17 protein-coding genes are annotated in these 20,218 nt (G+C 72.8%); 8 read left to right on the top strand and 9 right to left on the bottom strand.

Annotated features, from left to right (window positions below; translation table 11 throughout):
• Window positions 1-102 precede the first annotated feature (102 nt).
• Window positions 103-555 carry an LGFP repeat-containing protein gene (locus tag CHC09_RS39525; RefSeq protein ID WP_089298467.1) on the top strand — a complete coding sequence of 151 codons (453 nt, stop codon included), beginning with the start codon at window positions 103-105 and terminating at the stop codon, window positions 553-555.
• A 20-nt stretch (window positions 556-575) separates the two neighbouring features.
• Here CHC09_RS39525 and CHC09_RS39520 read toward each other — a convergent pair whose 3' ends face one another.
• The 5 genes from CHC09_RS39520 to CHC09_RS39500 form a co-directional block, all read right to left on the bottom strand.
• Entirely contained in the window at window positions 576-1,013 is a 438-nt protein-coding gene (locus CHC09_RS39520) for a nitroreductase family deazaflavin-dependent oxidoreductase (RefSeq protein WP_089298466.1), read from the bottom strand.
• A gap of 105 nt (window positions 1,014-1,118) precedes the next feature.
• Window positions 1,119-2,993 carry an ABC transporter ATP-binding protein gene (locus tag CHC09_RS39515; protein ID WP_089298394.1) on the bottom strand — a complete coding sequence of 625 codons (1,875 nt, stop codon included), beginning with the start codon at window positions 2,991-2,993 and terminating at the stop codon, window positions 1,119-1,121.
• A gap of 42 nt (window positions 2,994-3,035) precedes the next feature.
• Window positions 3,036-3,938, bottom strand: coding sequence for an esterase/lipase family protein (locus tag CHC09_RS39510; RefSeq protein WP_089298465.1), 903 nt, complete (start codon window positions 3,936-3,938; stop codon window positions 3,036-3,038).
• Between the two features lie 138 nt (window positions 3,939-4,076).
• Entirely contained in the window at window positions 4,077-5,315 is a 1,239-nt protein-coding gene (locus CHC09_RS39505; RefSeq protein WP_089298393.1) for a HAMP domain-containing sensor histidine kinase, read from the bottom strand.
• Window positions 5,312-5,995 (bottom strand): response regulator transcription factor, encoded by a 684-nt coding sequence (locus CHC09_RS39500; RefSeq protein WP_089298392.1) that lies wholly within the window; start codon window positions 5,993-5,995, stop codon window positions 5,312-5,314. Before CHC09_RS39500 ends, CHC09_RS39505 begins: the two co-directional genes overlap by 4 nt.
• 101 nt (window positions 5,996-6,096) lie before the next feature.
• On the opposite strand from CHC09_RS39500, the gene CHC09_RS39495 reads away from it, so the two are divergent.
• The 5 genes from CHC09_RS39495 (at window position 6,097) to CHC09_RS39475 (ending at window position 12,008) form a co-directional block, all read left to right on the top strand.
• The gene (locus CHC09_RS39495) at window positions 6,097-6,534 is read left to right on the top strand and encodes a hypothetical protein (protein WP_239138829.1); all 438 of its coding nucleotides are present in this window, start codon (window positions 6,097-6,099) and stop codon (window positions 6,532-6,534) included.
• 63 nt (window positions 6,535-6,597) lie between these two features.
• Window positions 6,598-7,965, top strand: a complete 1,368-nt coding sequence (locus CHC09_RS39490; RefSeq protein ID WP_089298391.1) for a pyridoxal phosphate-dependent decarboxylase family protein — start codon at window positions 6,598-6,600, stop codon at window positions 7,963-7,965.
• 19 nt (window positions 7,966-7,984) lie between these two features.
• Window positions 7,985-8,512, top strand: a complete 528-nt coding sequence (locus CHC09_RS39485) for a GNAT family N-acetyltransferase (RefSeq protein WP_089298390.1) — start codon at window positions 7,985-7,987, stop codon at window positions 8,510-8,512.
• A 111-nt stretch (window positions 8,513-8,623) separates the two neighbouring features.
• Window positions 8,624-10,210: an ABC transporter transmembrane domain-containing protein gene (locus CHC09_RS39480; RefSeq protein ID WP_239138830.1), complete on the top strand. Its 1,587-nt coding sequence runs from the start codon at window positions 8,624-8,626 to the stop codon at window positions 10,208-10,210.
• Window positions 10,211-10,283: 73 nt separating this feature from the next.
• Window positions 10,284-12,008, top strand: a complete 1,725-nt coding sequence (locus CHC09_RS39475; protein WP_089298388.1) for an ABC transporter ATP-binding protein — start codon at window positions 10,284-10,286, stop codon at window positions 12,006-12,008.
• Here CHC09_RS39475 and CHC09_RS39470 read toward each other — a convergent pair.
• A complete protein-coding gene (locus CHC09_RS39470; RefSeq protein WP_089298387.1) occupies window positions 11,996-12,421 on the bottom strand; it encodes a PRC-barrel domain-containing protein in 426 nt (141 codons plus the stop codon). The two genes, CHC09_RS39475 and CHC09_RS39470, sit on opposite strands and share 13 nt — an antisense overlap.
• 254 nt (window positions 12,422-12,675) lie before the next feature.
• Here CHC09_RS39470 and CHC09_RS39465 point away from each other — a divergent pair, with 254 nt between their 5' ends.
• On the top strand, window positions 12,676-15,966 hold the full coding sequence (locus CHC09_RS39465; RefSeq protein WP_089298386.1) for an AfsR/SARP family transcriptional regulator: 3,291 nt from the start codon (window positions 12,676-12,678) through the stop codon (window positions 15,964-15,966).
• Between the two features lie 13 nt (window positions 15,967-15,979).
• On the opposite strand, the gene CHC09_RS39460 is transcribed toward CHC09_RS39465, so the two are convergent.
• Together CHC09_RS39460 and CHC09_RS39455 are read right to left on the bottom strand one after the other, a co-directional pair.
• Window positions 15,980-16,798, bottom strand: a complete 819-nt coding sequence (locus tag CHC09_RS39460; protein WP_089298385.1) for an ABC transporter permease — start codon at window positions 16,796-16,798, stop codon at window positions 15,980-15,982.
• Window positions 16,795-17,769 (bottom strand): ATP-binding cassette domain-containing protein, encoded by a 975-nt coding sequence (locus CHC09_RS39455; protein ID WP_089298384.1) that lies wholly within the window; start codon window positions 17,767-17,769, stop codon window positions 16,795-16,797. Before CHC09_RS39455 ends, CHC09_RS39460 begins: the two co-directional genes overlap by 4 nt.
• A gap of 324 nt (window positions 17,770-18,093) precedes the next feature.
• On the opposite strand from CHC09_RS39455, the gene CHC09_RS39450 reads away from it, so the two are divergent.
• Entirely contained in the window at window positions 18,094-18,327 is a 234-nt protein-coding gene (locus CHC09_RS39450; protein WP_089298383.1) for a TM2 domain-containing protein, read from the top strand.
• A 165-nt stretch (window positions 18,328-18,492) separates the two neighbouring features.
• Here CHC09_RS39450 and CHC09_RS39445 read toward each other — a convergent pair whose 3' ends face one another.
• On the bottom strand, window positions 18,493-19,989 hold the full coding sequence (locus tag CHC09_RS39445; RefSeq protein ID WP_089298382.1) for a GGDEF domain-containing protein: 1,497 nt from the start codon (window positions 19,987-19,989) through the stop codon (window positions 18,493-18,495).
• Between the last annotated feature and the right edge of the window lie 229 nt (window positions 19,990-20,218).

The raw sequence follows: 20,218 nt of genomic DNA, 5'->3' as shown, positions 1-20,218 counted from the left end.
GCCCACCGGCCACGAGCGGATGACCATGAGGTGACCTTGTTCCGCCCATAAGTCGAAAATGGTACGACTTGTCGGTAATTCACAACGACCTACTGGATTGCCATGAAACTGAGAGCACTGACAGCGGTCACGTTCAGTCTCGCCGCGGCGACGCTGCTCGGGGCCGCGTCCGCCCAGCCCGCCGCGAGTGAGGACAAGAGCGCGACCTACTGCCGGATCCGTGTCCACGGCGGCATCCTGGCGAAGTACATCGTCCTCGGCTCCGACAAGGGCCGGCTCGGCTGCCCGATCGGAACCGAGCAGATGGCGGCCGGCGGTGGCGGGCGGGTGCAGGAGTTCGACGGCGCCACCATCTACTGGTCGCAGGCGACCGACGCGCATCCCGTCTCCGGCCGGATCCTCGACCTGTTTCAGAAGAACCGTGGTGAGCTCGGCTGCGCCGGGTACCCCATCGACGACGAGTCGGACACCCCGGACGGCCGCGGGCGCTACCAGCACTTCCAGCACGGGACCATCTGGCACTGGAAGAACGGCAAGGTGAGCGTGGTCTGTTGACCCCCCGCGCGGTCGGCGACTCAGCCCGCGATGACGCGGAAGACCGGGAACCCGGGAGCCGCCGCCGCGATGTCGGCCTCCGGCGAGTCCGCCTTCAGGCCGTCGAAGAAGGCTCCCGTCTCCCACGCCCATTTGCGCAGGTAGAGGCGGATCAACGCGGGCTTGTCGGCATCCGCGATCTCCACCGGGGTGAAGTGCTGCCGACGGCGGCCCAGGCGCAGCTCGCCCTCGCCGGCCGCGCGCAGGTTGCGCACCCACTGCGTGTGGCCGCGCGGCGCCAGCAGGTAGCGCTCGCCCTCGTGGGTGAAGACGTTGACGATGGTGGTGCGGATCTCGCCGCTCTTGCGGCCGCGCACCGCGAGAACCCGGCTGCCCATCAGGCTCACCCCGTGGGCGGTGAGCCACTTGGCGAAGTCGTTGATGGCGTTGCTCGCGCGCTTGGGAGCCAGATACCGCATGTCGACCTCCATCTTGGGGAGAGCAGTGCTCTCGTCTGTGAACAGTGAAGCCCGTAATGCTGCTCCAAGTCAAGAGCACTGCTCTCTAATGCTGCTCCCCGCAGCTCAGGCGGCCACCCGCCCCTGGTCGAACTGGGTCCGGTACAGCTCCTGATAACGCCCACCGGCCGTGAGCAGCGACTCGTGGGTGCCGCGTTCGACCACCCGCCCCTCCTCGATCACCAGGATCTGGTCGGCGGCCCGGACCGTGGACAACCGGTGTGCGATCACCACCGCGGTCCGCCCGGCCAGCGCCTCACCGAGCGCGGCCTGCACCGCCTGCTCGGAGGTCGAGTCGAGGTGCGCGGTCGCCTCGTCCAGAACGACCACCCGCGGCCGGGCCAGCAGCAGGCGGGCGATGGTGAGCCGCTGGCGCTCCCCGCCGGACAGCCGGTAGCCGCGTTCGCCGATCACCGTGTCCAGGCCGTCCGGCAGCGACTCGATCAGGTCGGCGATGTGGGCCCGGCGCAGCACCTCCCACACCTCCTCCTCGGTCGCCTCCGGCCGGGCCAGCAGCAGGTTCGCCCGCACCGAGTCGTGGAACAGGTGCCCGTCCTGGGTGACCATCCCGAGCGCCGAGCGCAGCGACGCCGCGGTCACGTCGCGCACGTCCACCCCGGACAGCCGCACCGCCCCCGTACCCGTGTCGTAGAGCCGCGGGATCAGGCTCGCCATCGTCGACTTGCCCGCCCCGGACGAGCCCACCAGGGCCACCATCTGCCCCGGCTCGGCCGTGAACGACACGTCGTGCAACACCTCGGCGCCACCCCGGCTGTCCAGGGTCGCGACCTCCTCCAGGGAGGCAAGCGACACCTTGTCGGCCGCCGGGTACGCGAACCGCACCCCGTCGAACTCCACCGACAGCGGGCCGTCCGGCACCGCGCGCGCGTCCGGCTTCTCCTGGATCAGCGGCTCCAGGTCGAGCACCTCGAACACCCGCTCGAAGCTGACCAGCGCGCTCATCACCTCGACCCGGGCGCTGGCCAGTGACGTCAGCGGGGCGTAGAGCCGGGTGAGCAGGATGGCCAGGGCCACCACGTTGCCCGGGTCGAGGGTGCCGCGCAGCGCGTAGTACCCGCCGAGGCCGTAGACCAGGGCGATCGCCAGGCCGGAGACCGAGACCAGGGCGGTCAGGAACACCCACTGGGTCATCGCGGTACGCACCCCGATGTCGCGCACCCGGCGGGCCCGCGCCGTGAACTCGGCCGACTCGGCGTCCGGCCGCCCGTACAGCTTGACCAGCGTCGCGCCGGGCGCCGAGAACCGCTCCGTCATCTGGGTGTTCATCGCCGCGTTGTGCTCCGCGGCCTCGCGCTCCAGCTTGGCCAGCCGCCCGCCCATCCGCCGGGCCGGCCAGACGAAGATCGGCAGCAGGGCCAGCGCCAGCAGGGTGATCTGCCAGGAGATGCCGATCATCACCACCAGGGTCAGCGCCAGCGTGACCAGATTGCCGGCCACCCCGGAGAGGGTGTCGCTGAACGCCCGCTGCGCGCCGATCACGTCGTTGTTGAGCCGGCTGACCAGCGCTCCGGTGCGGGTGCGGGTGAAGAACGCGATCGGCATCCGCTGCACGTGGTCGAAGACCGCGGTCCGCAGGTCGAGGATCAGCCCCTCACCGATCCGCGCCGAGAACCACCGCTGCACCAGGCCCAGACCGGACTCGCCGAGCGCGACCACCGCGATCGCCACCGCGAGCCGGACCACCAACCCGGTGTCGGCGCCGTCGACGATCGCGTCGACCACCCGGCCCGCGAGGACCGGGCCGGCCACCGCGAGCACCGCGGTGACCACGCTGACCAGCAGGAACCCGGCGAGCGTCCGGCGGTGTGGCCGGGCGAACCCGGCGATGCGCCGTAACGTCGCCAGCGAGAACGGTCGCTTGTCGTCCTGCTGGTGCATCGCGTGGTACATCGAGTTCCACGCCGCCATCTCCATGCTCATGGCGGAAACCGTGACAGCTGTACCGGGGTTTAAGTCAAGGCGTCATGGATGCCGAACGGGTGGTTCCGCCGTCAGCTGCGGCGTGGTCAACATGGATCGGGCGCTCTGGGCGAGCGCGGCCGCCGAGTTCGACAGGAACTTGAGCGGCTGCACCGCCGGCATCAACGGCAGCCCGCAGGTCGCGCGGCTGACCCGGGACAACCGCGCGGGGCCGGGGTTCCGGATCGCGTCGATCCCGAGCAGCCAGGCCGCGTTGTCGTAGGCCATGCCGAAGTGCTCGACCGTCTCGTAGGCACATAGCTCCTGCACCGCGATGTTGCTGACGTTCGGCGCGGCCGGCAGTGCCGACAGCCGGTACGGCAGGATGATCTCGTCGTGCCGCGTGTAGAGCTGGGTGTAACTGATCCCCGGCCAGGTCTGCGGCCCCTGATTCAAATCGGTCAGAAACGCCGACCCGGCCCGCTGCTGCCAGTACGCCGCCGAGCAGACCGTCTGCGCCGCGCACTGCACCACGAACTCCTGGGTCCCATGGTTCGACGCGGCCAGGGAGACGTAGTCGTCGACCATCGCCCGGGTCTCCGGGTGGTATTTCAGCACCCAGCGCCCGAGCATCCCGCCCTGACTGTGCCCGAGCAGGTCGATCTTGGCGCCGGCCGCGCCGTACAGGTAGCGGATACCGTTCGCCACCCGCTCGGCGGCGACCTGGAGGTCGCTGTTGCCGCTGTCCGGCAGGTCGACGTCGCAGTGCGCGCGCCTCTCGGCGTCGAACGCCCGGTCCCAGTTCCACGAGAAGTTCGCCCGGGAGTTGGAGGTGGTCCCGTGGATCAGCAGGACCGGGGTCCGCCCGGCACGGGCACTCGCCGCCGGATCCCCGGTGCAGTGCAGATCGGGCGCCGGCGCGCACGGCGCCGGCACGGGCGCGACGAGCAGGACGGTGGAAAGCAAGATCGCTAGGCTCACGTCGACCGAAACGAGCCACTCGCGCCGGCGGTTGCCGGCTCGGTGCGTGCGATAGCGCGGACCTCCGGGCGCCGAGCGTGATTCCGGCGAGAATCACTCGGACGCGGTCGTACGGCCCGGAGTTCAGGGGCCGGGAAGCTCCAGGCGGACGATCGCGCCGCCGGGCCCACCGGTGGTCTCGAAGGACGTTGCCACCTGGCGGGCGATGTCGAGCCCCAGGCCCGTGGAGTCGCCACCGGAGGCGCCGCGCCGAGCCGCCGAGGCCGGGAAGCCCGGCCCCTCGTCGGCGACCGTGAGGATCGCGCCGCCCCCCGGCCGGGCGGTGAGCGTCACCGCGAACGGCGTCTCGTCCGGCGTGTGCGCGAAGACGTTCCCGAGCAGCGCGTCCAGCGCCGCGGCCAGGTCGTCCGCGGCGACCGCGACCGGGAGCGGCCCGTCCGGCAGCGACTCGGTCACCGTCCGTCCGGTGTCCTCGGCGAGGACCCGCCAGAAGGCGACCCGGCCGCCGACCACCGCGGTGGCGTCGCAGCTCTGCACGGCGACCGACGAGGTGCGGCGGGCCTGCTGGATGACCGCGGTGACCGCGCGGGCCACGCCGTCGGCGGCGGCCGCCACCCGGGCCGACTCCTCCGGGTCGCGCAGCGACTCGGCCTCCAGCCGCAGCGCGGTCAGTGGGGTCCGCAGGCGGTGCGAGAGGTCGGCGACCCGCTCCCGCTCCGCGGCGAGCAGGTCCTGGATGCGGCCCGCGAGGTGGTTGAGGGCGCCGGCGACCTCGCGCAGCTCCGGTGGACCGGCCGGCGCGGCCCGGGCCGTCAGTTCGGCGCCGGCCAGCCGGTGGGAGACCTCGCTGAGCTCGGTGATCGGGGCGGTGATGGCGCGCGCCAGCCGGTCCGCGACCAGCAGGCCGAGCAGCAGCAGGGCGGCGCCGAGGGCGGCCAGCGTCAGCCAGGCCCGGGACACGCCGCGGGTCAGGTCGGCCTCGGTGACGACGGTGCGCACCACGCTGGTGCCGGCCGTGCCGACCACCGGGACCACCAGTTCGCGGCCGGCCGAGGTGGCCACCGTGAGCGTCTGGCCGCTGGCCGCGGCGAGGCGGACCGCGGGGGTCGCGGTCGCCGCCGCGCCCACCGCGGTCCCGTCCGGCAGGAACACCGTCACCGGTACGGCCTGTCCGGTGACCGCCAGCCGCAGCGCGTTCGGGTCGCCCAGGGCCAGCGGCACGATCGTCTGCACCACCGCGCTCGCCTGACCGATCGCCCGCTCCCGCGCGACCTGGCGCAGCAGCAGCGCGATCGGCACCAGGAACGCCAGCAGCACCAGCACCGTGGTCGCCGCGACCAGCAGCGTCAGCCGGGACCTCACGACGGCTCGCTCAGCTTGACCCCGACGCCACGGACGGTGTGCAGGTAGCGCGGCTCCTGCGCGGTCTCGCCGAGCTTGCGCCGCAGCCAGGACAGGTGCACGTCGACGGTCTTGTCCGCCCCGCCGTACGGCACCTGCCACACCTCGCTGAGCAGTTCGCGCTTGGTGACCACCTGCCCGGCCCGGAGCGCGAGGTGGTGCAGCAGGTCGAACTCGCGCGGGGTGAGCTCGACCGGCCTGCCGTCCAGGCTGACCTCCCGGGCGGCCGGGTCGATCCGCAGCCCGCCGACGACCAGCGCCGGATCCGTCTCCTCCGGCGTGGAACCCCGGCGCAGCACCGCCCGGATCCGGGCGTCCAGCTGCGCCGCCGTGAACGGCTTCACCACGTAGTCGTCGGCGCCCGCGTCGAGCAGCCGCACCATCTCGGTCTCCTCGTCGCGCGCGGTCGCGATGATCACCGGAATGCCGCTGACCGCCCGGAGCATCCGCAGCAGCTCGCGCCCGTCCAGGTCGGGCAGGCCCAGATCCAGGACGATCAGATCGGGCCGTTCGGCGAGGGCGGTCTGCAGGCCCTCCATCGCGGCCCCCGACCCGGCCACCGCGTGCCCGCGCTCGCGCAGCGCGCGCATCAGGGTGCTCCGGATCGCCGGATCGTCCTCGATCAGCAGAAGTCTCGCCACGGCTGCACGTTAACGGCTGCACCAGGGCATCCGGGGGTTCTTAACCGTCCCTTATCCCGGTCCAGGGGCCGGCTTGGTGTTCGCGGGCGGATAGTGGTCCGGTGAGTCGGTTCGGGCAGCAAGCGGTGATGGCCGCGGGATGGATGACGGCGGCGGTCCTCGCCGTGCTCGTCGGGGTGCTGGGGATCGGCCTGGTCGGGCTGACCGGCCGGGACGACACGATGAGCGAGGCGGACGTGCAGCGGGCGCTCACCCAGGTGCCCTCGGACTCCGCACCGGCACCCGCGCCGACGACGAGCCGGCCGAGCCCGGCGGCGAGCGTGGACGCCGGGGAGAGCTCGTTCCGGACCCGGGGCGGGATCGTGGTCGCCGACTGCGACGGGATCGTCTCGATGGCACCGGCACGCGGCTTCGCGGTGCACGAGCAGAACGGCCGGGAGGGCGAGTTCCGCGGCGTGCGTGACCGTCACGACCGGGTGAAAGTTCAGTTGATCTGCGACGCCGGCGTCCCCCGGGTGATCGAGCGGGACGAGGACTGATCGGGGCCAGGCTCTCCGAAGTGGATCTCGACCCGGCCGCCGCGACCCGCCTACCGTGCGCTGGTGGACTCCAACCTCGCCGCCGACCTCGCCGACCTGCCCGACCTGCTGACCGCCGCCCGGGACTACGCCGCCGGCGTCCTGGACGGCCTCGATGAACGACCCGCCGCGGCGTCCCGGCCGGACCTCGCGCCGGTCCCGCTCCCGGCCGCCGGTGTCGGCGCGGCGAAGGCCCTGGAGCTGTTCCGGGAGCGGTGGGCGCCCGGGTTCTCCGGCAGCGCCGGCCCGCGCTACCTGGGTTTCGTCACCGGCGGGGCGACCCCGGCCGCGCTGGTCGGCGACTGGCTGACCGGCACCTTCGACCAGAACGCGGTCACCCGGCTGGACTCGTCGGCGGTCGATCTGGAGCGGGAGACCGTGGGCTGGTTGCGGTCGATGTTCGGGCTGAGCGACGCGCACACCGGCACGTTCGTGACCGGCGCCACCATGTCGAACACCGTCGGTCTCGCGATCGGCCGGGAGTGGCTCGGTGAGCGGCGCGGGGTCAGCGTCGCGCGGCAGGGCGTGGGCGCCCTGGGCGAGGTCGCGGTCCTCTCCGGTTCGCCGCACTCGAGCATCTACAAGGCGCTCGCCATGCTCGGCGTCGGACGTGATCAGCTTCGGACAGTGCCGCTCCTGCCGGAGCGGGAAGCGGTCGACGTGGAGGCCCTGGAGGCCGCCCTCGCCGAAGCCGCGGGACCGGTGATCGTGGTCGCCAACGCCGGCACGGTGAACACGGTCGACTTCGACGACCTGCGCGCGATCGCCGCCCTCCGGGAGCGGTACCCGTTCTGGCTGCACGTCGACGCCGCCTTCGGGGGATTCGCCGCGCTCTCCCCGGCGCACGCGCACCTGGTCGACGGGCTGGCGGCGGCCGACTCCGTCTGCGTCGACCTGCACAAGTGGCTCAACGTCCCCTACGACGCCGCCGTCCAGTTCACCCGCCGCCAGGACCTGCAGGTCAGCGTCTTCCAGAACTCCGCCGCCTACCTCACCGTCCCGGCCGGCGACCCCGACCTGTTCCACCTGACCCCGGAGAACTCCCGCCGGCTGCGCGCGCTGACCGCCTGGTTCACCCTGGCCGCCTACGGCGCCGACGGCCACCGCGAGATCGTCGAACGCAACATCGCCGCGGCGCGCCGGTTCGGCGAGGGGCTCGCGACCGTTCCCGGGGCGAGGCTGCTTTCCCCCGTACGGCTCAATGTCGTCTGTTTCACGGTGGACCGTGACCTGCCCGCCCTGCTGGACGCCGTCGCCCGATCCGGCGAGGCGTTCCTGACGCCGACCGTCCACCGGGGCGTTCCGGCCCTGCGTGCCGCGTTCAGCAACTGGCGTACCGGCGCGGCCGACGCGGACCGGGTGATCGCGGTCCTCCGCGAGCTGGTTTCTTAGCGACCTTTAAGGTATCGGGATGTCTGGATCATCGCTGACCGCCGTTGCCCGGCCCGCGACCAGTGCCGATGCGACCCGGATCGCGGAAATCTGCACGAGCGCGTACGAGTTCGCGTACCGCGAGCTGCTGCCGGCCGGATACATCGCCCGGACCCTCTCCACCTACTTCGGCGAGGCGCGGGTCGCCCGGCAGGTGCCGCCCGCCCCGCCGAAGTGGTTCGGCTACCAGGTCGCCGAGGAGGACGGCCGGCTGTGCGGCGCGGCCGGCGGCGGGCTGACCCGGCCGGGCGTCGGCGAGCTGCACCTGATCTACCTGGAGCCGGCGGAGCGGGGCCGCGGGCTGGGCACGCTGCTGCTGGACCGGGTCCTCGACCAGATCCGCGCGGCCGGCGGCACCGAGGTGTGGCTGTCGCTGTTCCTCGGTGACGCCGCCGGGATCGGCTTCTACCGGGCGCGCGGCTTCCACCCGGTCGAGACCGTACAGGCCGACCTGTCCCGGGAGGACGACCACATCCGCAGCCTGCGCATGCGCCGGACGCTGAATTAATCCGGTGTCGGCGCCTTGCCGGTGGACGGCAGGATGTCCGGTGTGGAACTGGGACCCGGGCGTTACCTCTGGTGGCTGGCGAGACAGCTCAAGGGCCGGGTGGCCCTCGGCATGCTCTTCGCGTCCCTGTGGTTCCTCAGCCTGGCGGCGACGCCGTACCTGATCTCCCAGGCCATCGACCGCGGCGTGAGCCCGCGCAGCCCCGGGCCGCTGATCGGCTGGACCCTGGCCGTCCTCGCCTGCGGGCTGGCCGGCGCCGGGCTCGGCATCATGCGCCACCGCAGCATGACCAAGTTGCGGATCGCCGCCGCGCTGCGCACCGCCGACCAGGTGCTCACCCACGCCGCCCGGCTCGGTGCCGCCCTGCCGCGCCGGATCACCGCGGGCGAGGTGGTCACCATCGGCATCTCCGACGTGTGGCTGATCGGCAGGGCGATGAACGCCGGCGGTGTCGGCGTCGCCTCGGTCCTGGCCTGCTCGGTCGTCGCCGTCCTGCTGCACCACACGTCCCCGCGGCTCGCGCTGGTCGTGCTGGTCGGGGTGCCGGCGCTCGGGGTGCTGGTCGGGCCGCTGCTGGGCCGCACCCAGCGGGCCGGCTCGAGTTACCGGGAACGGCAGGGCGGGCTCAACGCCCGGCTGATCGACGTGGTCGGCGGGCTGCGCATCCTCAACGGCCTCGGCGGCAGCGACACCCACCTGGCCCGGTACGTCCGGGAGTCGACCCGGCTGCGTGACCAGGGCTACCGGGTGGGCCGCCCGTCGAGCTGGGTCAACGCGCTCGGTGACGGGGTTCCACTGGTGTTCCTGGCCGTGGTGATCTGGGTGGCCGCGCGGATGGCGGCGGCCGGCGAGATCACCGCGGGGCAGCTGATCGCGGTCTACGGCTACACCGCCATGCTGGTCATCCCGGTCAGCGTGCTGATCTTCTGCGGGTTCGACGTGACGTACGGCCTGGTCGCCGCCCGCCGGGTGACCGGCTTCCTGCGACTCGCGCTGGACGACCCGGCGGGAAGCGCCGGACCGCCCGGCCCGGCGCGGCTGCACGACCCGGAGTCCGGGGTGACCGCCGAACCGGGCCTGCTGACCGCCCTCGCCGGCGCCCGCCCGGCCGACGCCGTCGAGGTCCTCGACCGCCTCGGCCGCTACACCCCGGCCGCCGCCACCTGGGACGATCGCCGTCTGGACGGGATCGCCCGGGACACGGTCCGTGACCGGATCCTGGTCGCCGAGAACGGCGCCGACCTGTTCGCCGGCCCACTGCGCGAGGTGGTGGCCGGCCGGCATGACCCGGAGGACGACCTGATCCGCGTCGCGATCGAGGCCGCGGTGGCCCACGACGTCGCCGCCGATCTGGACCGGCCGGTCGAGTGGGGCGGTCGCAATCTCTCCGGTGGCCAGCGGCAGCGGCTCCGGCTGGCCCGCGCCCTGCACGCCGATCCGGAGATCCTCCTGCTCGCCGAGCCGACCTCGGCGGTGGACGCGCACACCGAGTCGGCGATCGCCGAGCGCCTGGCGACTCTCCGCAGTGGCCGTGGCACCGTGGTGGCGACCACGTCGCCGGTCCTGCTGGCCCGTGCCGACACCGTGCACTACCTGGTCTCCGGTCGGGTCGCCGCCACCGGCACCCACCGCGAGCTGCTCGAAGACTCACCCGGCTATCGGGCCTTGGTCACGCGCGTGTTCGGGGAGGAACAATGAGCGAGCTTGCGAGCAGAGCAGCCGGCTCAGTTGTTGGCTCAGGTCGGCGCCGGAGCGCAGCGGAGGCGACGGCATGAGCGCAGCACTTCCGGTCGCGGATCAACCGCTTGTCGTCCGGGCCACGCTGCGGCTGATCGCGGCTGACAAGCGGTCGGTGGCCGCGATGATCGGGCTCAACTCCCTCGCCGCGATCGCCGGCCTCGGCGCGCCCTGGCTGCTCGGCCGGGTGATCGACACGGTGGCCGCCGGTGGCGGCGTGACCGCGGTGGACCGCCTGGCCCTGGCCGTGCTGGGCTGCGCGCTCGCCCAGACGCTGCTGTCGAGGTCGGCGCTCGCCCTCGGCTACCGGTTCGGCGAACGCACCTCGGCCCGGATCCGCGAGACGTTCCTGCGCCGCGCGCTCGCCCTGCCCGCCGCCGTGGTGGAGCGGGTTCCGGCCGGCGACCTCGCCGCGCGCGGCACCACCGACGTGGACGCGGTCGCCACCACCCTGCGCGACGTGCTGCCCCGGATCCTGATCGGCCTGGTCGAGATGATGTTCATCATGATCGCGGTGATCGTGCTGAACCCGCTGCTCGGCGTCGCCGGGCTGCTCGGCTTCTCCGGCATCTGGTTCGTCACCCGGTGGTACCTGCGCCACGCCCGGGACGCCTACCTGCGCGAGGGCGAGGCCAACTCGTGGCTGGCCGAGGAGCTGGCCGCGACCACCGCGGGCGCGCGAACCGTCGAGGCGTTCGGACTGGCCGGCCGCCGGCTCGCCGCCGGGCACGCGGCGATCGCCGAGACGCGCCGGACCAGGCTGGTCACCCTCGGCCTGCGCACCGTGTTCTTCCCCGTCGTGGAGACGTCCTACGTGGTGCCGGTCGTGCTGGTGCTGCTGCTCGGCGGGCTGCTCTACCTGGACCACCGGGTCAGCCTCGGCACGATCGGCGCGGCCGTGCTCTACCTGCGGCAGCTGGTCCATCCCCTCGACACGCTGCTGATCCGGATCGAGCAACTGCAGGCGGCGAGCGCCTCGTTCGCCCGGGTCGAGGGCCTGGCGGCGGTCGAGCAGCCCGGGCGGGCCTCGCCCGCGGTGTCGCCGGAGGACGATCGGATCGAGCTCCGCGGCGTCCGCTTCGCCTACGACGCCGGCCGCGATGTGCTGCACGACGTCGATTTGACGGTACGACCGGGCGAGCGGCTCGCCGTCGTCGGACTCTCCGGCGCCGGCAAGTCCACACTGGGCCGGCTGATCGCCGGGGTCGACCGCCCCACCGCGGGCAGCGTCACGGTCGGCGGCGTGCCGGTCGCCGACCTGGCCCCGGAACAGCTGCGCCGCCAGGTCGTCCTGGTCACCCAGGAGCACCACGTGTTCCGCGAGTCGGTGCGGGACAACCTGATGGTGCCCGCGCCCGACGACGAGCTGCGCCGCGCCCTGGCCACGGTCGGCGCCGACTGGGCCGACGACCTGGACCGTGACCTCGGCGCCGAGCCGCTCGACGGGGCGCAGGCCCAGCAGCTGGCCCTGGCCCGGGTGCTGCTGGCCGGCCCGCACACGGTCATCCTGGACGAGGCGACCGCGCTGCTCGATCCCACGGCGGCGCGCGACGCGGAACGGGCGCTGGCGGCGGTGCTGCACGGACGCACCGTGATCGCCATCGCCCACCGCTTGCAGACCGCCCACGACGCGGACCGGGTCGCGGTCATGGACGACGGCCGCGTGATCGAGCTCGGCACCCACGACGAGCTGCTCGCCGCCGACGGCCCGTACGCCGCGCTCTGGCGCTCCTGGCACCGGGCCGATCAGATGCGATAGGTCGGATATCCCGGGTACAGGTAGCCCGCGCTCCAGAACGGTGGATAGCCGTAGTGGCGGTACAGGTCGTTGTAGAAGTCGGTGGCGTCGATCAGCTCCGGGTCGTACACCGGCGCCTCGGCCACGATCTGCCTCGGCTCGGCCACGTGCACGATCTCGTTGTCGATCGCCCGGATCGCCTCGATCGGGACGTACCAGGAGGTCGTCTTGAAGCCCAGGATTCCACCGTGCTCCACGAGCAGCATCCGGACCCGGTGCTCCACCGGGTCGATCAGCAGGTCGTCGATCCGCCCCAGGATCTCTCCGTCCCGGTCCCGGACGATCCGTCCCCGGATGTCCGCGGCTGGGTCCCCGAGCATCTGGTTGCTGTTACTCAGCCTGACCAGCTGGATGCTGGCGCTTGGCGTCGTCATGACCCCCACCTCCTGCGAAGATCAGAATTGCCCCCAAATACCCAATCTGCTCTCCGCGTAATCCACACATTTCGCATCGCCGTTGCCTGCCTCCGCCTGTCGCGATCTTGATGAGTGGAGGCAGCGCAGGCAGCAGGTCAAGCTAGCCTCCTAGGAAGCACTACGGGCTGCGGCGACCCGGGGCGCGTGCTAGCGAACGTGGCCCTCACCGCACCGGTTTGGTGCGGGTTGACCGGGCGCGAGAGGATCGCAGCGTGAGCGAGCACGGGGAGCGTGCCGGCCGGTTGCGAGTCGACCTGTTCGGCGGGTTGAGGGTTCGCCGGGGCGACGCCGACCTGGCGGTGCCCGGCGCACGGCTGCGCGGGCTGCTCGTGCGGCTGGCGCTCGCCGCCGGGCGACCGGTCGGGGCCGGCGCGCTGGTGGACTCGCTGTGGGGCGGCGACCGGCCGGCCGACCCGGCCAACGCGTTGCAGTCGCTGGTGTCGCGGCTGCGCCGGGTGCTCGGCGACGCCGACGCGGTCACCCAGGACGAGGGCGGTTATCGGCTCACGGTGGCCGGTGACGACGTGGACGTGATCCGGTTCGAGCGGCTGGCCGCGACCGGGCGGCAGCGGCTGCGGGCCGGGGACGTGGCCGGGGCCGCGGAGCCGCTCAGCGCGGCGGCCGGGCTGGCGCGCGGTGCGGTGGCGGCCGAGGTCGGTGCGGTGGCCGAGGCGGTCGGGGTGCGGCTGGCGCGGGCGGTGAGCGCCGCGCTGGCCGACGTCGCCGAGACGGATCTGCTGCTCGGGCGCCATGACGCGGCTGAGGGGCGGCTGACCCGGCTGCTCGCGGAGCATCCCCTCGACGAGCGGGTGGCGGCGCTGCTGATGGACACGCTCGCGGTGCAGGGGCGGCAGGCCGACGCGCTCGCGCTGTACGAGCGGGTGCGCGAGGAGGTCGCCGAGCGGCTCGGCGCGGATCCCGGGGCGGCGCTGCGCGAACGGCACCTGCGCCTGCTACGGGGTGCCGAGGCCCCGGCGGAGCGGCACGACGAGAACGGCGTACCGGAGAAGGTCGTACCGGGCAAAGAGGTGCGGCCGCCGGGGAGCAACCTGCCGGAAGCCCTGACGAGCTTCATCGGCCGTGAGGCCGACCTGGCCCGGGTCGACGACCTGCTCGCCGCCGGGCGGCTGATCACCGTGCTCGGGCCCGGCGGCGCCGGCAAGACGCGGCTGGCGACGCAGGCGGCGCGGCGGCGCCGCGGCGAGTTCCGGGACGGGGTCTGGCTGATCGACCTGGCGTCGGTGACCGCACCGGCCGAGCTGCCGGCCGCGGTGCTGACCGCGACCGGGCTGCGTGCCTCGGCGATCTTCGAGGCGTCCCGGCTGCGCATCGAGGGGCGCACCGACATCGACGTGCTGGTGGACCAGTTCGCCGGCCGGGAGTTCCTGTTCGTGGTGGACAACTGCGAGCACCTGATCGACGCGGTGGCGCATCTGACCATGGCGCTGCTGATGCGCTGCCCGGGGCTGCGGATCCTGGCGACCAGCCGGGAGCCGCTGGCGATCGACGGTGAGGCGCTGGTGCCGCTCGGCCCGCTCGCGCTGCCGGAGCAGCCCGTGCTCGGCGAGGCGCGCACGTCCCCGGCGGTGCGCCTGTTCGCCGAACGTGCCGCCGCGGTGCTTCCGGGCTTCGAGGTGGACGAGACGACCGTGGGCGACGTGGTGCAGATCGTGCGCCGCCTGGACGGGTTGCCGCTGGCGCTGGAGCTTGCCGCGGCGCGGCTGCGCACGATCGGGCTGCGCGAGCTGGCGGGCGGCCTGGACGACCGGTTCCGGCTGCTGACCACCGGCAGCCGGACCGCGCTGCCGCGGCACCGGACGCTGCGCGCGGTGATCGCCTGGAGCTGGGAGCTGCTCGCCGACGACGAGCGGGCCGTCGCCGATCGGGTGTCGGTGCTGCCCGGCGGGGTGACCGTGGGCTCGGCGACGGCGGTCTGCGCGGACACCGGTGTGCCGGCCGCGCTGATCCCGGACCTGCTGGCGGCGCTGGTCGACAAGTCGCTGCTGCAGCGGGCCCCGGACGGCCGCTACCGGATGCTGGAGACCCTGCGGGAGTACGGCATCGACCGCCTCGCCTCCGAGCAGACCCTGGCCGAGGTCCGGGGTCTGGCGGCCGGCTACCTGTCCCAGCTGGTCACCGAGCATGATCCGCGGCTGCGCACCGCCGAGCAGCTGGACGCGTTGCGGGTGCTGCGCGCGGAGTACGACAACGTCCTGGCCGCCCTGCGCCACCTGTGCGACGCGGGCGACGCCGACGGGTCGGTCCGGCTGGCGCTGAGTCTGGTGTGGTACTGGCAGATGTTCGGCCGGCACGCCGACGCCGCGTTCTGGATGCGCGAGGCGTTGAGTGTCCCCGGCGAACTGGACCCGCTGATCTCCGACTGCGCCGAGGCGGTGCTGGCCCTCAACCGGGTCAGCTCGGAGGATGTGATGGTGCTGGAGAGCGCGGACCAGCGCCGGGACCGGCTGCGTGACCTGGCCGCGCGCCTGATGACGCATCCGACGCTGCCGGGGCTGGTCGGCGCGCTCTCCGCGGTGGTGCTTTACATGGCGCAGGAGGAAGAGGCCGCGCAGGCGCGGATCACGGAGTTGGTGGCCGGCCCGGACCCGTGGGTGGCCGCCCTGGCCCGGCTGTTCCGGGCGCAGGTCGCCGAGAACAACGGGGACATCGGGCTGGTGCGGACCGAGGTGACGGACGCACTCGCCGGATTCCGGCTGGCCGGCGATCGTTGGGGACAGGCGACCGCGCTGCCGCTGCGGGCGTTGCTGCGGCAGTACGACGGTGACCTGGACGGCGCCCTGGCCGACCTGAAGGCGGCGAAGGCGCTGGCCGGAGAGTTCGGTTCGCTCGACCTGGGTGACGAGATCTTCATCGACCTGCGCCGGGCCGACCTGCACATGCGGCGCGGCGAGCCGGAGGAGGCTCGGGCCGCGTTGCGCGGCGCGCGCGGCCGGGTCGAACGCTCCACCTCACCGGAGATGCTGCTGCTGGTCGACGCCCTGGAGGCCGGGATGCTGGTCTCGATGGGGGAGCTGGACCGGGCCGACGAGCTGATCGAGCGGGCCGGCGCGGGGATGCGGATCAACGAGACCGAGTTCTTCAACGGTGATCACGGCACGGCGATCATCGAGGGGGTGCGTGCCGCGGTGGCGTTGCGCCGGGGTGATCCGGTGCGGGCCGAGCAGGCGCTGATCCGGGCGTACGCGGCGGCGCAGGCCACCCGGGACATGCCGATCCTGTCCCTGGTCGCGGTCGGCGCGGCGGGGCTGGCGGACCTGCTGGGCCGGCATCGGGACGTGGCACAGCTGCTGGGCGCGGCGGCCCGGCTGCGCGGCTCGCACGATCCGACCGCCCTGGACGTGGCGGAGCTGACCCGGCGCAACCGGGCGGTGCTGGGGGACGACGGTTTCGCCGAGGCGTACGCGGCGGGCTGGGCCCTGGACGCGGGTACGGCGCTGGCCCGGGTCGACCCGGGCCAGCTCCATCACGTTCTCGACGCCTAGCGTTCCGCCGCGATCAGGCGCGCTTGTTGTACGCCCGCAGGGCCAGCGGCACGAAGACCACCAGCAGGCCGGCCATCCAGGCCAGGGTGATCAGCAGGTGGTGCGCGACCGGGCCGCCGAGCAGCAGGCCCCGCTCCGCCCCGACCAGGTGGGTGATCGGGTTGACGTGCACGAAGCCCTGCAGCCAGCCGGGCAGGGTGCTCGTCTGGACGAACACGTTGCTGCCGAACGAGAGCGGGAAGACCAGCAGGAACATCACGCCCTGCACGGCGCCCGAGGTGCGCACCAGCATGCCGACCCAGACCGAGATCCAGCCGAAGCAGAGGCCGAAGCCGACGGCCAGGCCGACCGCGGCCAGCGTGGCGACCGCGTCGGTCTCGATCCGGAAGCCCATCACGGCGCCGAAGCCGAGCATCACCACGCACACCGTCAGGTAGCGGACGATGTCCGCGAAGACCGCCCCGACCAGCGGCGCCGAGCGGGACACCGGCAGCGACCGGAACCGGTCGAAGACGCCCTTCTCGATGTCGGCGTTCAGGTTCTGGCCCAGGGCGATGCCGCCCATCGCCAGCGACTGGCCGAGCATGCCGGGCAGCAGGAACTGCAGGTAGCCGTGCCGGTCGCCGTCGGCGATCGCGCCACCGAACAGGTAGGTGAACATGAGCAGGAAGATCACCGGCTGGATCGTGACGTCGATCAGCGCTTCCGGTGTGCGGATGGTCTTGATCAGGCTGCGCTTGGCGAGCGCGGCGCTGTGCCGGATCAGCGCGAGGAACGAGCCGCCCCGCGCGTGGTCCAGATTGTTCGGCGCGGTGAGAACTGCGGTGGTCATACCAGGGCCTCCGTCTTCTTTTCGCCGCCGGTCAGGGTGTGGAACACCTCGTCCAGGCTGGGCAGGTGCAGGCCGAGCTCGGTGAATTCGACGCCGGCGCGGCGCAGTGCGGGGATCGCGTCGTCGAGCGCGGTGTCGGCGGCGACCGGCACCGACGCGGCGCCGGGCCGGGACCCCGCTGAGTTGTCCGGGGTGGCGGTGGTGCCGGGGGCACCGACGGCGTCCAGGATCCGCAGTACGTCGGGGAGCCGTTCCGGGTCGGCCGGGCGGATCCGCAGGGTCTGGCCGCCGACGCGGCGCTTGAGCCCGTCCGGGGTGTCCTGGGCGATCACCCGGCCGTGGTTCACCACGACGATCTCGTCGGCCAGGGCGTCGGCCTCCTCCAGGTACTGCGTGGTGAGCAGCACGCTGGAGCCCTGCGCGACCTGGGTGCGCACGACGCCCCACATGTCCTCGCGCTTGGCCGGGTCGAGGCCGGTGGTCGGCTCGTCCAGGAAGATCACCTCGGGCCGGCCGACCAGGCTGGCGGCCAGGTCGAGGCGGCGGCGCATGCCACCGGAGTACGTCTTGGCCATCCGGCCGGCCGCCTCGGTCAGGTCGAACCACTCGAGCAGCTCGGCGGCGCGCTTCTTGGCCTCCCGGGTGGGCAGGTCGAGCAGCTGGCCGATCAGCACCAGGTTCTGGGTGCCGGTCAGGTCCTCGTCGACCGAGGCGTACTGGCCGGTCAGGCCGATCCGGCGGCGTACCTTCTGCGGCTCGCGCAGCACGTCGATGCCGGCCACGTGGGCGGTGCCCTCGTCCGGGCGCAGCAGGGTCGCCAGCACCCGCACCGCGGTCGTCTTGCCGGCCCCGTTGGGTCCCAGCACGCCGAGCACCGTGCCCCGGCGCATGGCCAGGTCCACCCCGTCGAGCGCCTGTGTCTTGCCGAAGCGTTTGCGCAACCCCTCGGCGCGCACTACGAGATCGTCCACGATTTGTCGCTCCCCCTCATTCGTTGTCGAGGAGAAGCGTGCGGTGCGCCGCTGGCATGATCCGCACAGCGCGCTGTCACGGCCCGCCGGAGCCCTGTCACGGCCTGCCAGAACCCTGCCAGCGCGCTGTCACGGCTGGTCAGCGCCGTGCTTGAGCGTTTTCGCGGCGGTCGCCGCGCACCTCGGGTGCCGACGCGGTGTCACGGGTTGTCAGGGATGTTCGCTCTCCGGCCGGCCCGCCTATTTTCGATCTTGCGCATCGATCATGTATCCCGCTAAGGTGCAGCGATTTTTTATGCATCTGATCGAGGAGACATAGCCGTTATGACCGACACTCAGACCGCTCCCGCCGTGGGCTCGAAGTCCTTCGTCGCCACGCTGCTGCTCGCCTTCTTCCTGGGTGGGCTCGGCGTTCACCGCTTCTACGTCGGCAAGGTCGGCACCGGCGTCCTGATGCTGCTGACCTTCGGTGGCCTGGGCGTCTGGACCCTGATCGACTTCATCATGATCGCGATCGGCAAGTTCTCGGACAAGCAGGGTCTCGCGCTCGCGCGCTGACCTCAGCCGGCAACGACCGGGCGCCCTGGGAAACCAACGCCGACGTGCCGATCGGGCAGACCAGCCCGCGGCCGTCGACTCCCGGGACGCCCGGTTCTGCTTTTCCGAGGCGACCGGGGCCGGGCCGGAATCACGTTGAGCAACCGGCCCGCCCGGCGCCCGGGATCAGGCGGCGGACTGCCAGGCGGTGCCGGGGCGTTTCTTGGCGGCGTACATCGCCTGGTCGGCGTGGCGGATGACGGTGCGCGGGTCGTCGCCGGGGAAGGCGGAGGCCACGCCGATGCTCGCCCGGATGCGCAACTGCGTGCCCCGCGCGCTGACCGGGGCGTCCAGCGCCGTGACGACCTGATCGATCACCGCGGCCGTGGCGGACTCGTCGGCGCCCGGCAGGAGCATGACGAACTCGTCGCCACCGAGGCGGGCGGCGGTGTCGCCGGGGCGGGCGGCCGCGGCGAGCGCCCGGGCGGCGGTGGTCAGCAGGTGGTCGCCGGCCTCATGCCCGTACGTGTCGTTGACCTGCTTGAAGCTGTCCAGGTCGAGCACCGCCACCCGGACCGGGCCGTCGTGCAGCGCCTGCTCCAGCCGTTGCTGGAACAGCGCCCGGTTGGCCAGCCCGGTCAGCGGATCGTGGTTGGCGGCGTGATCGAGCTCGGCCAGCAGGCGGGCGTTCTCGCGGAGCGTCCTCGCCTGCCGGGTCGCCACCACCGCGGTCAGCAGCACCGCGCTGCACGCGACGGCGACGATGTCGCGGCGGTCGGCCGTCGCGGACCAGAGCAGCAGGCCGTCGACGGCGGCGACCGCCACGTACGGCAACAGGCTGTACGGCCGCCGGCGGCGAACCTTGCGGGTCCTCGCGGCGGAACAGCGCCACTGCGCCTCGGCGGCCTTCGCGCTCAGGCAGAACACCGCCGGCAGATATACCTGGGCCACGTACAACCGCGGGTCCAGCTGGGTCACCAGCGGCTGCAGCATCGGGGAGAGCGTGCCGACCAGCACCGCGGCGGCGAGCAGTCGCAGCCCGCGCGAGTCGAGCGCCGAGTGCTCGCCGAGCACCGCCTTGGCCAGCGCGAACACGACCAGCACGGCGAAGACGCTGAGCCCCAGTGAGGCGATCACCGGCGGGGTGAGCCCGGCGCCGAGCGCGTTGCGGGTGCCGAAGTGCCAGATGTATACGGCCGAGGCGAGAGCCACCGTTCCGGCGTCGAGAGCGACCCGGGCCGCCGCTCCGGTCCGCCGCCCGCCGGCCGGCAGCCGGATCAGGGCGTGGCAGAGCACGAGCAGGGCGATCCCGTCCAGGATCAGCGTCACCGGCCCGGTGTACGACACCCGGGCCCCCGGATGGCCGAGGACGTCGACCGCCTGCGCGGTCTGCGCGGCGCCGACCAGCAGTGGTGCCGGGGCGAGCCGCCGCCAGAACGCGCGGCTCGGCGCGGGCAGCCCGGGGTTGCGCGAGAGCAGCCAGAAGACGATCGCGAGCAGCGGGCCGTACGCGGGCGTGGTGATCCAGAGCAGCCAGGGTGGCCCGAGCGGGTGCACCGGCCACAGCACGAACACGGCCAGTGCCACCGCGAACAGCGCCAGGCAGGCGCGGGTCGCGGGTCGAGCCGGGGTCGGGGTGCTCACTTGATGGCGGATCGACACCCGCCGGACGTACGTGAGCATTGGAAATGATTCTTCAGGTCACATCGGGCTCGGCCTTCGCAACTCTGCTTTTAAATACATTGCCGGTCCTGAAGCGCGGACCTACTGTGGTCCTCACAGCAAGCGAGCCGGTCCGGAAAGGAACGGCCGAGCGATCAGGGAAGGGGTGAAACGATCATGCAGTGGCACACCTCGAGCATGCCGCGGCGACAGACGCTGCGAGCTGAGGTCGCCATGGTGCGGTCCAGCC

It is taken from the genome of Actinoplanes regularis (genome assembly GCF_900188005.1).
GTDB classification, from domain to species: domain Bacteria; phylum Actinomycetota; class Actinomycetes; order Mycobacteriales; family Micromonosporaceae; genus Actinoplanes; species Actinoplanes regularis.
The sequence above is the reverse complement of the archived record's forward strand: the minus strand, read 5'-3'. Positions and strand labels throughout refer to the sequence as shown.

Excerpts from the sequence above, each read along its gene's own strand:
- CHC09_RS39525 (WP_089298467.1), top strand. The coding sequence starts at position 103 with ATGAAACTGAGAGCACTGACAGCGGTCACGTTCAGTCTCGCCGCGGCG.
- CHC09_RS39520 (WP_089298466.1), bottom strand. The coding sequence starts at position 1,013 with ATGCGGTATCTGGCTCCCAAGCGCGCGAGCAACGCCATCAACGACTTC.
- CHC09_RS39515 (WP_089298394.1), bottom strand. The coding sequence starts at position 2,993 with ATGAGCATGGAGATGGCGGCGTGGAACTCGATGTACCACGCGATGCAC.
- CHC09_RS39485 (WP_089298390.1), top strand. The coding sequence starts at position 7,985 with ATGTCTGGATCATCGCTGACCGCCGTTGCCCGGCCCGCGACCAGTGCC.
- CHC09_RS39480 (WP_239138830.1), top strand. The coding sequence starts at position 8,624 with ATGCTCTTCGCGTCCCTGTGGTTCCTCAGCCTGGCGGCGACGCCGTAC.
- CHC09_RS39475 (WP_089298388.1), top strand. The coding sequence starts at position 10,284 with ATGAGCGCAGCACTTCCGGTCGCGGATCAACCGCTTGTCGTCCGGGCC.
- CHC09_RS39470 (WP_089298387.1), bottom strand. The coding sequence starts at position 12,421 with ATGACGACGCCAAGCGCCAGCATCCAGCTGGTCAGGCTGAGTAACAGC.
- CHC09_RS39460 (WP_089298385.1), bottom strand. The coding sequence starts at position 16,798 with ATGACCACCGCAGTTCTCACCGCGCCGAACAATCTGGACCACGCGCGG.
- CHC09_RS39450 (WP_089298383.1), top strand. The coding sequence starts at position 18,094 with ATGACCGACACTCAGACCGCTCCCGCCGTGGGCTCGAAGTCCTTCGTC.
- CHC09_RS39445 (WP_089298382.1), bottom strand. The coding sequence starts at position 19,989 with ATGCTCACGTACGTCCGGCGGGTGTCGATCCGCCATCAAGTGAGCACC.